Annotated in this window: 13 protein-coding genes; 4 read left to right on the forward strand and 9 right to left on the reverse strand. The window is 73.4% G+C overall.

Annotated features, from left to right (window positions below; all coding sequences use genetic code 11):
• Window positions 1-94: 94 nt before the first annotated feature.
• From JAO84_RS22995 to JAO84_RS23010, 4 genes are all read right to left on the reverse strand, one after another.
• Complete coding sequence (locus tag JAO84_RS22995) at window positions 95-1294, reverse strand: hypothetical protein (protein WP_370416845.1); 1200 nt, start codon at window positions 1292-1294, stop codon at window positions 95-97.
• A gap of 174 nt (window positions 1295-1468) precedes the next feature.
• Window positions 1469-3127, reverse strand: a complete 1659-nt coding sequence (locus JAO84_RS23000) for a phospho-sugar mutase (protein WP_370414545.1) — start codon at window positions 3125-3127, stop codon at window positions 1469-1471.
• A gap of 278 nt (window positions 3128-3405) precedes the next feature.
• Window positions 3406-4209: a purine-nucleoside phosphorylase gene (locus JAO84_RS23005; RefSeq protein ID WP_370414546.1), complete on the reverse strand. Its 804-nt coding sequence runs from the start codon at window positions 4207-4209 to the stop codon at window positions 3406-3408.
• Window positions 4210-4383: 174 nt separating this feature from the next.
• Window positions 4384-4821, reverse strand: a complete 438-nt coding sequence (locus JAO84_RS23010) for a gamma-glutamylcyclotransferase (protein ID WP_370414547.1) — start codon at window positions 4819-4821, stop codon at window positions 4384-4386.
• Window positions 4822-5181: 360 nt separating this feature from the next.
• On the opposite strand from JAO84_RS23010, the gene JAO84_RS23015 reads away from it, so the two are divergent.
• Together JAO84_RS23015 and JAO84_RS23020 are read left to right on the forward strand one after the other, a co-directional pair.
• The gene (locus JAO84_RS23015) at window positions 5182-6621 is read left to right on the forward strand and encodes an NAD(P)H-quinone dehydrogenase (RefSeq protein WP_265868132.1); all 1440 of its coding nucleotides are present in this window, start codon (window positions 5182-5184) and stop codon (window positions 6619-6621) included.
• A 226-nt stretch (window positions 6622-6847) separates the two neighbouring features.
• Window positions 6848-7780, forward strand: a complete 933-nt coding sequence (locus tag JAO84_RS23020; RefSeq protein ID WP_370416846.1) for a DeoR/GlpR family DNA-binding transcription regulator — start codon at window positions 6848-6850, stop codon at window positions 7778-7780.
• A gap of 32 nt (window positions 7781-7812) precedes the next feature.
• Here the strand turns inward: JAO84_RS23020 and JAO84_RS23025 are convergent, their stop codons facing one another.
• On the reverse strand, window positions 7813-8358 hold the full coding sequence (locus JAO84_RS23025) for a TetR/AcrR family transcriptional regulator (protein WP_370414548.1): 546 nt from the start codon (window positions 8356-8358) through the stop codon (window positions 7813-7815).
• 92 nt (window positions 8359-8450) lie between these two features.
• Window positions 8451-10205 carry a biotin carboxylase N-terminal domain-containing protein gene (locus tag JAO84_RS23030; RefSeq protein WP_370414549.1) on the reverse strand — a complete coding sequence of 585 codons (1755 nt, stop codon included), beginning with the start codon at window positions 10203-10205 and terminating at the stop codon, window positions 8451-8453.
• A gap of 404 nt (window positions 10206-10609) precedes the next feature.
• Between JAO84_RS23030 and JAO84_RS23035 the strand changes: the two genes are divergently transcribed.
• Window positions 10610-11038 carry a hypothetical protein gene (locus tag JAO84_RS23035; protein ID WP_370414550.1) on the forward strand — a complete coding sequence of 143 codons (429 nt, stop codon included), beginning with the start codon at window positions 10610-10612 and terminating at the stop codon, window positions 11036-11038.
• A gap of 4 nt (window positions 11039-11042) precedes the next feature.
• Here JAO84_RS23035 and JAO84_RS23040 read toward each other — a convergent pair whose 3' ends face one another.
• From JAO84_RS23040 to JAO84_RS23050, 3 genes are all read right to left on the reverse strand, one after another.
• Window positions 11043-11648, reverse strand: a complete 606-nt coding sequence (locus JAO84_RS23040; protein ID WP_370414551.1) for a nucleoside triphosphate pyrophosphatase — start codon at window positions 11646-11648, stop codon at window positions 11043-11045.
• A 73-nt stretch (window positions 11649-11721) separates the two neighbouring features.
• A complete protein-coding gene (mmpB, locus tag JAO84_RS23045) occupies window positions 11722-11850 on the reverse strand; it encodes a morphogenic membrane protein MmpB (RefSeq protein ID WP_370414552.1) in 129 nt (42 codons plus the stop codon).
• Window positions 11851-11921: 71 nt separating this feature from the next.
• Window positions 11922-12632 carry a TetR/AcrR family transcriptional regulator gene (locus JAO84_RS23050; RefSeq protein ID WP_370414553.1) on the reverse strand — a complete coding sequence of 237 codons (711 nt, stop codon included), beginning with the start codon at window positions 12630-12632 and terminating at the stop codon, window positions 11922-11924.
• A 39-nt stretch (window positions 12633-12671) separates the two neighbouring features.
• Between JAO84_RS23050 and JAO84_RS23055 the strand changes: the two genes are divergently transcribed.
• Entirely contained in the window at window positions 12672-14060 is a 1389-nt protein-coding gene (locus JAO84_RS23055; RefSeq protein WP_370414554.1) for an MFS transporter, read from the forward strand.
• The last annotated feature ends 49 nt before the right edge of the window (window positions 14061-14109 follow it).

Consider the following 14109-nt stretch of genomic DNA (forward strand, 5'->3'; position numbering starts at 1 on the left):
CCGGGCGGCCTACTGGCCCGCCGGCGGGTCGTCCCCACGGGCGGGCCGATCAGCCGGCCTGAGGGCCGGCTTCCCGCCCGCCCGGGCCCGTCGCTCACGGCGGGCCCTGCCACACCAGCAGCATGTACGCCCCCAGCCACGCCGAGGACAGGGCCGTGCCGCAGAGGACCACGGCCGCTGTCGGGATGCGGGTGCGGGCCAGGGAGGTGGCCAGGGGGAGGAGGAGCGGGAAGGCGGGGAGGAGGAAGCGGGCGCGGGGGAAGTAGACGCCGCCGCTGCCCAGGACCACGAGGAGCAGCACCCCGGTGAACACCAGCAGGGGGAGGGGCTGGCGGTCCGTCAGGCAGAGCAGGTAGAGGCCGGCCGAGAGCACGAGGACCACCGACACCACCACCAGGAAGAGCTGCGGGTCGGGGGAGCGGACGAGGTGCTGGAGCAGCCGGGTACGGGTCACCGTGCCGCCGTCCCATACGTTGCCCCAGACGCGCTGTACGGCGAAGTAGCCGTCCCAGCGGCCGACCCGGAGGCCCACCCAGCCGACGTACGCCAGCCAGCCCAGCGGCGCCGCCAGCGCGGCGAGCACGGGTGCCCGGCCCTGGCGGCGGGCGGCGAGCAGGCCGGCCACGGACACCGCCGCCGCCACCGCGATGCCGGTCGGCCGGGTGAGGCCCGCGCCGATGGCCAGGCCGGCCGCCCAGGCCCAGCGCCCGGTCAGGACCGCGTACAGCGCCCACGCGGCGAGCGCCGTGAACAGCGACTCCGTATAGCCCATCCACTGCACCAGGGCGACCGGCGTCGCGCCCCACAGCACCGCGAGCAGCGTGCCGGTGCGACGCCCGCGCAGCCGGTCGCCGACCGCGAAGACACCCCACGCGGCGGCGAACGAACACAGCACCGCAAGGACAAGCCCCACCGAGGCCCGCGAGCCCGGGGTGACGGCCGCGACGGCCTTCACCAGGGCCGGGTAGAGCGGGAAGAAGGCCAGGCTGCGCGGGGGATCGGTGAGCCGGTCGCGGTACTCGTGGGTGTAGCCGTGATCGGCGATCCCCAGGTACCAGTTGGAGTCCCAGGAGGTCGCGAGCACCGGCCAGACCCCGTGGCCCCGCAGATGCGTCCAGTGCGCGAGTACGAGGAGGCCGAGCAGCCGGACCGCGAGATAGCCGAGCAGCGCCGGGGCCGTGTGCCGCAGCGCCCGCGCCACGATGTCGCCCGGACTTCCGGGAGGCGGTGCGGGGGACGAGGGCGGTGCGGTGGGGAGCGGTGGGGTGCGGCGGCGGGTCAGCTGCGACGGCACGGGGGACACGGGGGCCACCCTGCCCCGCCGGGCCCGACCCGGGGGCCGAACCCGTCCGCGCGTCGCGCTCGCCGTCGTACCCGAATCACCCGGAAGGGCGAGGGGCCGGTACGCGACGGCGCGTACGGCGAAGGCCCGTACGGAATCGCATCCGTACGGGCCCTCCCACAGCCGCTACAGACCGGCGGCCTCCGCCAGGTCCTTCTTGATCGCGCCGAGCACCGTCGTGGCCGTCGCCCGCGCCGTCGCCAGCGCGCTCGCGTCGGCGACCGGCACCACGACCTCCAGGTAGCACTTCAGCTTGGGCTCGGTGCCGGAGGGGCGGACGATCACCCGGGCCTTGTAGTCGCCCTCCAGGTGGTAGCGCAGACCGTCGGTCGGCGGCAGCGACTCCGTGCCCTTGGTCAGGTCCTCGGCCGAGACGACCGTGAGGCCGGCGAGGTGCACCGGGGGCTTCTCGCGCAGCGCCGCCATCGCGTTCGCGATGACGCCCAGGTCCTCGACCCGCACCGACAGCTGGTCCGTGGCGTGCAGACCGTGCGCCACCGCCAGGTCGTCGAGCAGGTCGGTCAGCGTGCGGTCCCGCTCCTTCAGCTCCGAGGCCAGCTCGGCGATGAGCAGCGCCGCCGTGATGCCGTCCTTGTCGCGGACGCCCTCCGGGTCGACGCAGTAGCCGAGCGCCTCCTCGTAGCCGTACCGCAGACCCTCCACGCGGGCGATCCACTTGAAGCCGGTCAGCGTCTCCTCATAGCCGACCCCGGCCGCCTCGGCGATCCGGCCCAGCAGCGACGACGACACGATCGACTCCGCGAACACGCCCGTCGCGCCCTTGTGCACCAGGTGCGCGGCGAGCAGCGCGCCCACCTCGTCGCCGCGGAGCATCCGCCAGCCGCCCTCGACGGACGCGTCCGGCACGGCCACCGCGCAGCGGTCGGCGTCCGGGTCGTTGGCGATCACGATGTCGGGGTCCACGGCCCGGGCCGCCTCGAAGGCGAGGTCCATGGCGCCCGGCTCCTCCGGGTTCGGGAACGCCACCGTCGGGAACGCCGGGTCCGGCTCCGCCTGCTCGGCGACCAGCGCCGGCGGCGGGAAGCCGTGCCGGCCGAAGGCGGCCGTCAGGACGTCCTTGCCGACGCCGTGCATGGCCGTGTAGACGGTGCGCACGGTGCGCGGCGAACCGGGCGTCAGGACCGCGTCCGTACGGGCCAGATAGGCCTCCAGGACGCCGTCGCCGAGCACCTCCCAGCCCTCGGTCGGGCGCGGTACGTCGGCCAGCGCGCGCACCGCGTCGATCTCGGCGGCGATCTCCGCGTCCGCGGGCGGCACGATCTGCGAGCCGTCGCCCAGATAGACCTTGTAGCCGTTGTCGCGCGGCGGGTTGTGGCTCGCCGTCACCTCGACGCCGGCGACGGCGCCCAGGTGCCTTATGGCGTACGCGAGGACGGGCGTCGGCAGCGGCCGCGGCAGCAGCGCCGCGCGCAGGCCGGCGCCGGTCATCACGGCGGCGGTGTCGCGGGCGAAGTCGGCGGACTTGTAGCGGGCGTCGTAGCCGATGACGACGAGGCCGCCGGTCTGGCCCTTCGCCTTCAGGTACGCGGCGAGGCCGGCGGCGGCGCGGATCACGACGGCGCGGTTCATCCGCATCGGGCCCGCGCCGAGCTCCCCGCGCAGGCCGGCGGTGCCGAACTGCAGGGTGCCGGCGAAGCGGGCGGCGAGCTCGTCCCGCGCGGCCTCGCCGCGGTCGAGGAGCGCGCCGAGTTCGTCACGGGTCTCCGGGTCGGGGTCCTCGGCGAGCCACGCCTGGGCCCGGGCGAGGAGGTCGTCCTGCGTCACGGTGGTGTGCCTTTCGGGTGGGGCGGGTGGAGTGGGTGCGGGGTGCCGCTGCGCGGAGCCTTTCCCCACCCCGCCCCTTCCCGTAACCGGGGGCTCTGCCCCCGGACCCCCGCGCCTCAATCGCCGGCGAGGCTGAGATTCGCCCGCCGGGCGGAACACCCAGCCCGTCCGGCGTTTGAGGACACGGCCGAAGGCCGTACGGGGTCCGGGGCGAAGCCCCGGTTTCGGGAAGGGGCGGGGTGGGGGACAAGCCCCGCGCAGCGGCCCCCGCCCTACGGTCAGATCCGGTCCAGCACCCGCGTCAGCAGCTCGCCCATCCGCGCCGCCGAGTCGCGCCCCGCCTGGAGCACCTCCTCGTGGTTCAGCGGCTCGCCCGAGAGCCCCGCCGCCAGGTTGGTGACGAGGGAGATGCCGAGGACCTCGGCGCCGGCCTCGCGGGCCGCGATGGCCTCGAGGACGGTGGACATGCCGACGAGGTCGCCGCCGAGGACGCGGACCATGTTGATCTCGGCCGGGGTCTCGTAGTGCGGGCCGGGGAACTGGACGTAGACGCCCTCCTCCAGCGTCTCGTCGACCTCCTTGCACAGCGCGCGCAGCCGCGGCGAGTACAGGTTCGTCAGGTCGACGAAGTTGGCGCCGACGATCGGGGATGCGGCCGTCAGGTTGAGGTGGTCGCTGATGAGGACCGGCTGGCCGGGGCGCATGCCTTCGCGGAGGCCGCCGCAGCCGTTGGTGAGGACGACGGTCTTGCAGCCCGCGGCGACGGCGGTGCGGACGCCGTGGGCGACGGCGGCGACGCCGCGGCCCTCGTAGTAGTGGGTGCGGCCGAGGAAGACCAGGGCGCGCTTCTGACCGATCTTGTACGAGCGGATCTTGCCGCCGTGGCCCTCGACGGCCGGCGGCGGGAAGCCGGGCAGCTCGGTGACCGGGAACTCGGCCTCGGGCGCGCCGAGCGCGTCGACGGCGGGGGCCCAGCCGGAGCCCATGACCAGGGCGACGTCGTGGTTCTCGACGCCGGTCAGCTCGCGCAGGCGCGCGGCGGCGGCCTCGGCGGCCTCGTACGGGGTGGCAGTAGCGTTCACTGACTCTCTCGCCTCGGGGAGGGGGGTCCGAGGAGGAGGCCCCGGACGGATTTGATACGCCCAGCAGCCTAGCCCGAGAATCCCTACGCGCGTAGATGACGTCGCGCACGGAGCTGCGATCGTTGTCTTGTCGTTTCCGACGAAGAGATCGGCGGTCGCCGTCTGCCGATCGGCTCAGCAGGGGCGCTTGCGCAGCTCCATCACGTAGTCGTGCGGCGCGCCCGCCGACTCCGCCGCGTCCGCGACCTCGCCCAGATAGCGGGCCGAGGGCAGCCCGCCCTCGTACGCGTTGAGCACGTACACCCAGGCCGACTCGTCGCCGTCGAGCGTGTGCACCCGCACCCGCATCCGCCGGTAGATGCCGAGCCCGACACCCTCCCAGCGGTCCATCGACTCCTCGTCCATCGGCGCGATGTCGTAGAGCGCCACGAAGACCTGGGAGCCGGGGTCCTCCACGATCGTGGCCAGCGCGCCCTCCCAGCCCATCTGCTCCCCGCCGAAGGTCAGCCGCCAGCCGTTCAGCCAGCCGGTGCCGCGCAGCGGCGAGTGGGGAGCGCGGCGGGTCATCAGCCGCGCGTCGAGGTTGCCGGCGTACGCGGCGTAGAGCGACATGGGGTCGAGAGTACGGGAGCGGGCGGGGTGGATGACGACGTCCCGGGTGACGGGGGGATGACGGGAGTGATGACGGGAGTACGGCGCCGGAAAGTGACCGGTGGGTAGGCCCCCGGCACACCCGCGCCCCGCCTGCGCCCTGCCTCCAGCGACCCGGTGGCACACCCGCGCCCCGCCCCCAGCGACCTCCCGACACCCCGCGCCGCGCCCCCGACACCCCCGTCCCGCCCCCGGCGCGTGGCTCGGCCGTCCGTACGGGACAATGGGGTACGCACTTGAAGCGTGCGGGACAATGGCGTACGCACTGCAGCCCAGCGGGGGGACTCCCCGGCAGAACGAGAGCGCGAGGCGTAGATCCCAGTGACCCGGATCGTGATCATCGGCGGCGGACCCGGCGGATACGAGGCGGCCCTGGTGGGCGCCCAACTCGGCGCGGAGGTGACCGTCGTCGACTGTGACGGCCTCGGCGGCGCGTCCGTCCTGACCGACTGTGTTCCCTCCAAGACCCTGATCGCCACCGCCGAGGTGATGACCACCTTCGACTCCTCGTACGAGGAGCTGGGCATCATCGTGGCGGACGACACCCCGCACATCGAGCAGGCGGCCCGCGTCGTCGGCGTGGACCTGGGCAAGGTCAACCGCCGTGTGAAGCGGCTCGCGCTCGCCCAGTCGCACGACATCACCGCCTCCGTCACCCGGGCCGGCGCCCGTGTGCTGCGCGGCCGCGGCCGGCTGTCCGGCCGGCAGGCCATGGACGGCTCCCGCCAGGTGATCGTGACCAGCGCCGACGGCACCGAGGAGACGCTGACCGCCGACGCCGTCCTCATCGCCACCGGCGGGCACCCGCGCGAGGTGCCGGACGCCAAGCCGGACGGCGAGCGGATCCTCAACTGGACCCAGGTCTACGACCTCAAGGAGCTCCCCGAGGAGCTCATCGTGGTCGGTTCCGGTGTCACCGGCGCCGAGTTCGCCGGCGCCTACCAGGCGCTGGGCTCCCGGGTCACCCTGGTCTCGTCCCGCGACCGCGTGCTCCCGGGCGAGGACCCGGACGCCGCCGCGGTCCTGGAGGACGTCTTCCGTCGCCGCGGCATGAACGTCATGGCCCGCTCCCGCGCCGAGTCCGCCAAGCGGGTGGGCGACCGGGTCGAGGTCACTCTCTCCGACGGCCGGGTCATCTCCGGCACCCACTGCCTGATGGCGGTCGGCGCCATCCCGAACTCCGCAGGCATGGGCCTGGAGGAGGCTGGGGTCCGGCTGAAGGACTCGGGCCACATCTGGACCGACCGGGTCTCCCGTACCTCCGCTCCCGGTGTGTACGCGGCGGGCGACGTCACCGGCGTCTTCGCGCTCGCCTCCGTGGCCGCCATGCAGGGCCGCATCGCGATGTACCACTTCCTCGGCGACGCGGTGGCCCCGCTCAACCTGAAGACGGTCTCCTCCAACGTCTTCACCGACCCCGAGATCGCCACCGTCGGCTACACCCAGGCCGACGTCGACGCCGGCAAGATCGAGGCCAAGGTCGTCAAGCTGCCGCTGCTGCGCAACCCGCGCGCCAAGATGCAGGGCATCCGGGACGGCTTCGTCAAGATCTTCTGCCGTCCGGGCACCGGCATCGTGGTCGGCGGCTGTGTCGTCGCGCCGCGCGCGAGCGAGCTGATCCACCCCATCTCGATCGCGGTCGACAACAATCTGACGGTGGAACAGATCGCAAATGCTTTCACCGTGTACCCCTCCCTGTCGGGCTCGATCGCGGAAGTGGCACGGCAGTTGCACACCCGAAAGACCGCGGGCGAGGCGTAACCGGGCGGCCGGGCAGTGCCCCGGCCTGCGGGAACGGTTCGCCGACTCGGACAACCCCCGGCAAGGCGGGGCATAGTCCTGGCATGGTCCGGATCAATGGCGGGGTCTCCCGTATCACGTGGAGGCCCCGCCTGTGTGCATCTTCTGCAAATCGGCCCAAAGTGCCGTCGGTCACGTTACTGTCGGTTTCGTGTTCGCTGCAGAACGTCGCCAGTTGATCCTCGAAATGGTGCGCGCCAATGGAGCCGTGTCGCTCCGCGAGCTCGCCCGCGTCGTCCAGACCTCAGAAGTGACCGTACGGCGAGACGTGCGGGCCCTGGAGGCCGAAGGACTCCTCGACCGCCGGCACGGCGGTGCGGTACTGCCGGGCGGGCTCACCCGCGAGTCCGGCTTCCCGCAGAAATCCCATCTCGCCACCGCCGAGAAGACCGCCATCGCCGATGTCGCCGCGAGCCTCGTCGAAGAGGGCGAGGCCATCGTCGTCGGCGCCGGCACCACCACGCAGGAGCTGGCCCGCCGGCTGGCCCGGGTGCCCGGGCTCACCGTCGTCACCAACTCGCTGCTCGTCGCCCAGGCCCTCGCCCACGCCAACCGGGTCGAGGTCGTCATGACCGGCGGCACCCTGCGCGGCTCCAACTACGCGCTCGTGGGCAGCGGGGCCGAGCAGTCGCTGCAGGGGCTCCGGGTCTCCCGGGCCTTCCTCTCCGGCAGCGGCCTCACCGCCGAGCGCGGCCTCTCCACCTCCAACATGCTCTCCGCGAGCGTGGACCGGGCGCTGGTGCAGGCGGCGGCGGAGGTCGTGGTGCTCGCCGACCACACCAAGCTCGGCACCGACACCATGTTCCAGACGGTGCCGACCGATGTGATCACCCGCCTGGTCACCGACGAGCCCCCCGCGCACGACGAGCGCGCCGCCACCGAGTTGCAGGCCCTGGCCGACCAGGGCGTGCAGATCGCGGTGGCCGGGACCGGCGCCGCCGCGCACGGGGGCGAGCAGCACCCCCCGGGCGGCGGCAGGCCGCGCCGTGACGTGCCGCTGCCGGGGCAGCGCGGCCGGCTCCCGGGCGGGCAGTTCCGCGGGCCCGGTGGTCCGCTCGGCGCCGATGTGCTCGCGCCCGAGCGGTCGGCGGCGCGCGTGGCGGATCTGCGGCGTCGCTGAGGCGGTGCCGCAGAGGCGGTGCCGATCCGCTGTTACGACGCCAGTCCCCGGACCGTCAGGTCAAGGAGCCTGTCCGCCAACTCCGGGTCCTCCGGGGAGCGTTCGGCGGCCAGGGCGATGGCGTGGGCCAGCTTCGTCAGGTCCTCGATGGGGACCCCGGTGCGGACCGCGCCCGCCGTGCGGGCCCGGGTGAGCAGGCGGTCGCCCGCCGCCCGCAGCGGCTCGCCGCACTCGGCGAGCGTCGAACTCCCGCCGGGCGCCGCGGACATGAGGGCCACCGACAGGCCGCGGTACTCCCGCGCGTGGGTGATCAGGGCGCGCAGCCACGCCACGAGGGCGGCGCGCGGGTCGGGCGCCGTGGCGAGCTCCGCCGAGCGGTCGAGGAGGCCGGCGAGCCCGTCCCGTACGACCGCGCCGAGCAGCGCCTCCCGGGTGGGGAAGTGGCGGTACAGGGTGCCGATGCCGACCCCCGCGCGGCGGGCGATGTCCTCCAGGGACGCGTCGGTGCCGTGCGCGGCGAAGGCGGCCCGCGCCTCGGCGAGCAGCCGCTCGTGGTTGCGGCGGGCGTCCGCACGCATGAGTACGCCCTCTTCCTTGTGGTTCCGATACGGCGAAGGGCCCGCAGACGTTGAACGCCTGCGGGCCCTTCGTACCGTACCTGTGGCGGACGTCAGTCCTTGATCTCGCAGATCGCCGCGCCGGAGGTGACCGAGGCGCCGACCTCGGCGCTCAGGCCCTTGACGGTGCCGGAGCGGTGCGCGTTGAGCGGCTGCTCCATCTTCATGGCCTCCAGGACGACGATCAGGTCGCCCTCCTTGACCTCCGCGCCCTCCTCCACCGCGACCTTGACGATGGTGCCCTGCATCGGGGACGCGAGGGTGTCGCCGGAGGCGGTCGGGCCGGACTTCTTCGCGGCGCGGCGCTTCGGCTTGGCGCCGGCGGCCAGGCCGGTGCGGGCCAGGGTCATGCCGAGCGACGACGGGAGGGAGACCTCGAGACGCTTGCCGCCGACCTCGACGACGATGGTCTCGCGGCCGGTCTCGTCCTCGTCGGCCTCGGCGCCCGCCGGGGCGAAGGGCTTGATCTCGTTGACGAACTCGGTCTCGATCCACCGGGTGTGGACGCGGAACGGGTCCGCCGTGAAGGCGGGGTCGACCACGACGGCCTGGTGGAACGGGATGGCGGTGGCCATGCCCTCGACCTTGAACTCGCCGAGCGCGCGGGCGGCGCGCTGCAGCGCCTGCTCGCGGGTGGCGCCGGTGACGATCAGCTTGGCGAGCAGGGAGTCCCAGGCCGGGCCGATGACCGAGCCGGACTCGACGCCCGCGTCCAGGCGGACGCCCGGGCCGGTCGGCGCGTTGAAGGTGGTGACGGTGCCGGGGGCCGGGAGGAAGTTGCGGCCCGGGTCCTCGCCGTTGATGCGGAACTCGAAGGAGTGACCGCGGATCTCCGGGTCGCCGTAACCGAGCTCCTCGCCGTCGGCGATGCGGAACATCTCGCGGACCAGGTCGATGCCGGTGACCTCTTCGGTGACCGGGTGCTCGACCTGGAGGCGGGTGTTGACCTCCAGGAAGGAGATCGTGCCGTCCAGGCCGACGAGGAACTCGACGGTGCCGGCGCCGACGTAGCCGGCCTCCTTGAGGATGGCCTTCGACGCGGCGTACAGCTCCGCGTTCTGCTCGTCCGACAGGAAGGGGGCCGGGGCCTCCTCGACCAGCTTCTGGTGGCGGCGCTGGAGCGAGCAGTCACGGGTGGAGACGACCACGACGTTGCCGTGGGAGTCGGCGAGGCACTGGGTCTCGACGTGCCGCGGCTTGTCGAGGTAGCGCTCGACGAAGCACTCGCCGCGGCCGAAGGCGGCGACGGCCTCGCGGACGGCGGAGTCGTAGAGCTCCGGGACCTCTTCGAGGGTGCGGGCGACCTTCAGACCGCGGCCACCGCCGCCGAAGGCGGCCTTGATCGCGATCGGCAGGCCGTGCTCCTGGGCGAAGGCGACGACCTCGTCGGCGCCCGAGACCGGGTCCGGGGTGCCGGCGACCAGCGGGGCGCCCGCGCGCTGCGCGATGTGCCGGGCGGCGACCTTGTCACCGAGGTCGCGGATGGCCTGCGGCGGCGGGCCGATCCAGGTCAGGCCGGCATCGATCACGGCCTGGGCGAACTCCGCGTTCTCGGAGAGGAAGCCGTAGCCGGGGTGGATCGCGTCGGCGCCCGAGTCGGCAGCGGCCTGGAGCACCTTGGCGACATCCAGGTAACTGGTGGCCGGGGTGTCACCGCCCAGGGCGAACGCCTCGTCGGCCGCGCGGACGTGCAGAGCGTCCCGGTCCGGATCGGCGTAGACGGCTACGCTGGCGATCCCGGCGTCCCGGCAGGCCCGGGCGACGCGGACAGCGATTTCGCCACGGTTGGCGATGAGCACCTTGCGCACGATGGCTCCCTCCTTGAAACAAGCTGAGTTTAGGGACTGCCGACACGGCACTTCGACCCGTCCCCAATGGTGAGCTTGCCCACACGGAGCGTGAATCGAGGCTCGCTCGGGTCGTGAAATCCCTTGTCGCACCACGGTACGCAGGGATTCTTTACGGCACAGTAGCTCCGAGGTGTGGCGCAGGTCTCTGTTCACGCGGCCAGTCGCCAAATGGGTTTCTTTGTGGAGTCCCTACGAATGGCTCAATGATTCTTTGCGCCTTGGCCGGACGGGCACCCCCTGGATACCCGGTCGCACGAACCCTTGTCCGGCCCTTGTCCGGCGGTTTACCGGTCAGTAGCCTTCGCGCTGTCGTACGTACCGTAGGTAACTGCCGTGTTCACGGGATCCAGGGGGTGGCCGAGGTGGCCCGCAGACCGATAGCGCTCGTGACGGCCGCGGTGCTCTTCCTCGAAGCACCCGGCATCGTCGCGATCAACGGGGTGATGGCCCGCTTCGTGAAGGCCCAGTCGATGTCCCTCGACGGGATGGATCCGGACGTCATGTACACCGGCACCTGGGCCCTCGGCATCGGCTCCGGCGCGCTGCTGCTCCTGTGCGGCCTGGTCCCGCTGATCGCCGCGATCCGCGACCGCCGCCCCGGCCGCCCGAGCCGCGCGCTGCTCATCGGCTGCGCGATCGTGCACGGCGTCCTCGGCGCGGTGGCGGTGGGGCTGCTCGGCTGGGCGTCCTTCGCGTTCCTGATGGCCGTGGTCGGCCTGATCGTGCTCACCCTGGTGGCGTACGGGGAGGGCAAGGCCGACCGCGAACCGGCCGAGGCCCAGCCGGCCTAGGCCCTCAGGTCCAGAGGTCGGTGATCGAGACGTCCAGCTTGCGCAGCAGCGTGCGGAGCAGCGGCAGCGAGAGACCGATGACATTGCCCGGGTCGCCGTCGATGCCCTCGATGAACGGCGCCGAGCGCCCGTCGAGCGTGAACGCGCCCGCCACGTGGAGGGGTTCGCCGCTGGCCACGTACGCGTCGATCTCGGCGTCCGTCGGGTCGCCGAAGCGGACCACGGTGGAGGCGGTGGCCGAGGCGTAGCGCTTGGCCGCCGTGTCGTACACGCAGTGGCCGGTCTGCAGGATGCCGACCCTGCCCCGCATCGACCGCCAGCGGGCGGTGGCCTCGGCGGCGTCGGCGGGCTTGCCGAGCGCCTCCTTGTCCAGCTCCAGGACCGAGTCGCAGCCGATGACCAGGGCGCCGCTCGCCTCCGGCTTGGCCGCGACGTGCGCGGCCTTCGCCTCGGCGAGGGCGAGCGCCAGCTCGGCGGGTGTCGGCGCGTGCACCTTGTCCTCGTCGACACCGCTCACGATCACCTCCGGCGCGAGCCCGGCCTGCCGGAGCAGTCCGAGCCGGGCGGGGGAGGCGGAGGCGAGCACGAGGCGGCGGCGATCAGCAGTCATGGGGGAAGCGTAGCGAGCCGAGGGCCGGTCCTCTTCCTGTCGGCGGCCGGTCCGTCGGTCCGGCGGCGGGCGGTCAGCGTGCGGCGATCAGGAACATCCACACCACTAACGCCAGGCCGATGACGAGGCCCGCGCGCTGCAGCATCGCCTGCATCTCGCGCATGTCCTTCGGCGGCTCGTCTTCGGGGTCGGACCAGAGCATGTTCCGATCGTGCGGGGTGGGGCCGCCGGGGCGCCTGAGTACGGGTACTCAACCGCTCCGGTGCCAAAGGACTATTCCGGCCCGTCCGGCCCTCCGGAGGTGCGAAAAGCCCCGGCGGCCGACGCGGCGAGCGCCGCCGTCACCGCCCGCTCCGCGTCGGCGGGCGTCAGCGGCTCGCGGGTGATCGCGAAGCGGTAGTAGAGCGGGGCCGAGACCGCGCGGAGGAGTTCGAGGGCGTCGGTGCCGGCCGGGAGTTCGCCGCGGGCCTCGGCGCGGGCCGCGACCGGCGCCCATTCGGCCAGGCGGGTGCGGTAGAAGCCGTGCAGCGCCGCCGCGCACTCCTCGTCGCAGGCCGCCGCGGCGATCACGGCCCGGAACACGGCGCCCATCCGCGGGTCGGTGAGGGTCTCCCGTACCAGCGCGGCGTTGGCCCGCAGGTCGCCCGCGAGGCCGCCGGTGTCGGCGGCCGGCTGTGACTGCTCGGCCATGTCGTGCAGGAGGTCCGTGACCAGGCCGACGGGGGAGCCCCAGCGGCGGTAGACGGTGGTCTTGCCGACGCCCGCGGCGGCGGCGATCTGATCCATGTTCAGGGTGTGGAAGCCGCCGGTGGCGAGGGTCTCCTCGGTGGCGTCGAGGACCGCCCGGCGCACCTTCGCGGTGCGGCCTCCGGGGCGCTGGGTGCCGGGCACGGCCGACGGGGGCACGGCCGATGGGCTGCTCTCGCTCAAATGGGTCTCCTGTTCCGTTAAGGCGGGGCACTCTGCTAGCGTCTCGTCTGCCATCCTAACGGAACCAGTCTCCCATTAAGGGGTTCTGTCGCCATGACTGCGCTCGATGCTCCTCCCGTCACGGTCACATCCGCCCGCATGGACGCCCGCATGGACGGACGGATGCGGCTCGTCCTCGTCGTCCTCCTCGTCGCCCAGTTCATGCTGGCCGTCGACTTCTCGATCCTGAACGTCGCCCTGCCCGTCATCGGCGAAGGGCTCGGCTTCTCCCTCGGCGGTCTGCAGTGGATCGCCACCTCCTTCGCCCTCGCCGCCGCCGGCTTCACCCTCCTCTTCGGGCGGATCGCCGACCTCGTCGGCCGCCGCCGGATCTTCCTCGGCGGCCTCGCCGTGCTCGGCGCCGCCTCGCTGGCCGGCGGGCTCGCCACCGGCCCCGAGCTCCTGATGGCCGCCCGCGTCGTCCACGGCCTCGCCACCGCCGCCGTCACCCCGGCCGGGCTCTCGCTGCTCACCTCGGCCTTCCCCGAGGGCCCGCTGCGCGACCGGGCGCTCGGGCTCAACGGGGCGCTGATGTCCGCCGGGTTCACCACCGGCGCCGTCCTCGGCGGCGTCCTCACCGACCTGCTGTCCTGGCGCTGGGCCTTCTTCGTCAACGTGCCGGTCGCCGCCGCCGTGCTGCTCGTCGCCCCCGCCGTACTCAAGGAGAGCCGCCCCGCCGACCGGCCCCGGCTCGACGTGCCCGGCGCGATCACCGTCACCGGTGGTCTGCTCGCCCTCGTCTACGGACTCACCGCGGCCGGCGAGCACGGCTGGACCGATCCCGCCGCCCTCGCGGCGCTCGCCGCGGCCGCCGTGCTGCTCACCGCCTTCCCGCTGGTCGAACGCCGGGCCGCGGCCCCGCTGGTCCCGGTCCGCGTCCTGAAGCGCCGCACCGTCGTCTGGGGCAACCTCGCCGGCCTCGTCGCCTTCGCCACCGAGACCTCGCTGGTCTTCCTGATGACCCTGCACCTCCAGGACGTGCTCGGCTTCTCCGCCCTCGCCGCCGGCCTGTCCTTCGGCGTCCTCGGCGCCGGCACCGTCCTCGGCGGCCTGCTCGCCCCCCGCTTCCTCGGCCGCTTCTCGCCCCGTACGGCGCTCATCGCGGGCGGCCTGCTGCAGGCCGCCGCCACGCTGGTCCTCGTCGACCCGTCGTACGGACTGCTGCTCGCCGCCACCTTCGCGGGCGGCGTCGGCAACATGCTCGCCATCGTCGCCTTCATGGTCACCGCCACCTCCGGCCTGCCCGATGCCGAACAGGGCATGGCCACCGGCATCGCCACCATGACCCAGCAGATCGGCATCACGCTCGGCACCCCGGTGATGAGCGCCGTCCTCGTCACGACGACCGCACTCCCGGACGGCATCTCCCGGGCGGTCCTCGTCAACGCGGGCCTGGTCCTGGCGGGCGTCCTGACCTCGGCCCTCTTCCTGCGCCGCTGGTGACCCGGTCCGGGCAGATCCGGGCGTACGGCGAAGGCCGGATCCCCCGCAC

This window comes from Streptomyces fradiae (assembly GCF_041270065.1).
Taxonomy (GTDB): domain Bacteria; phylum Actinomycetota; class Actinomycetes; order Streptomycetales; family Streptomycetaceae; genus Streptomyces.

Bases quoted from the DNA above. Each gene is read 5' to 3' on its own strand.
- JAO84_RS23020 (WP_370416846.1), top strand. From the start codon at position 6,848: ATGGTGCGCGCCAATGGAGCCGTGTCGCTCCGCGAGCTCGCCCGCGTC.
- mmpB (WP_370414552.1), bottom strand. From the start codon at position 11,850: ATGCTCTGGTCCGACCCCGAAGACGAGCCGCCGAAGGACATGCGCGAG.
- JAO84_RS23025 (WP_370414548.1), bottom strand. From the start codon at position 8,358: ATGCGTGCGGACGCCCGCCGCAACCACGAGCGGCTGCTCGCCGAGGCG.
- JAO84_RS23040 (WP_370414551.1), bottom strand. From the start codon at position 11,648: ATGACTGCTGATCGCCGCCGCCTCGTGCTCGCCTCCGCCTCCCCCGCC.
- JAO84_RS23055 (WP_370414554.1), top strand. From the start codon at position 12,672: ATGACTGCGCTCGATGCTCCTCCCGTCACGGTCACATCCGCCCGCATG.
- JAO84_RS23050 (WP_370414553.1), bottom strand. From the start codon at position 12,632: ATGGCAGACGAGACGCTAGCAGAGTGCCCCGCCTTAACGGAACAGGAG.
- JAO84_RS23010 (WP_370414547.1), bottom strand. From the start codon at position 4,821: ATGTCGCTCTACGCCGCGTACGCCGGCAACCTCGACGCGCGGCTGATG.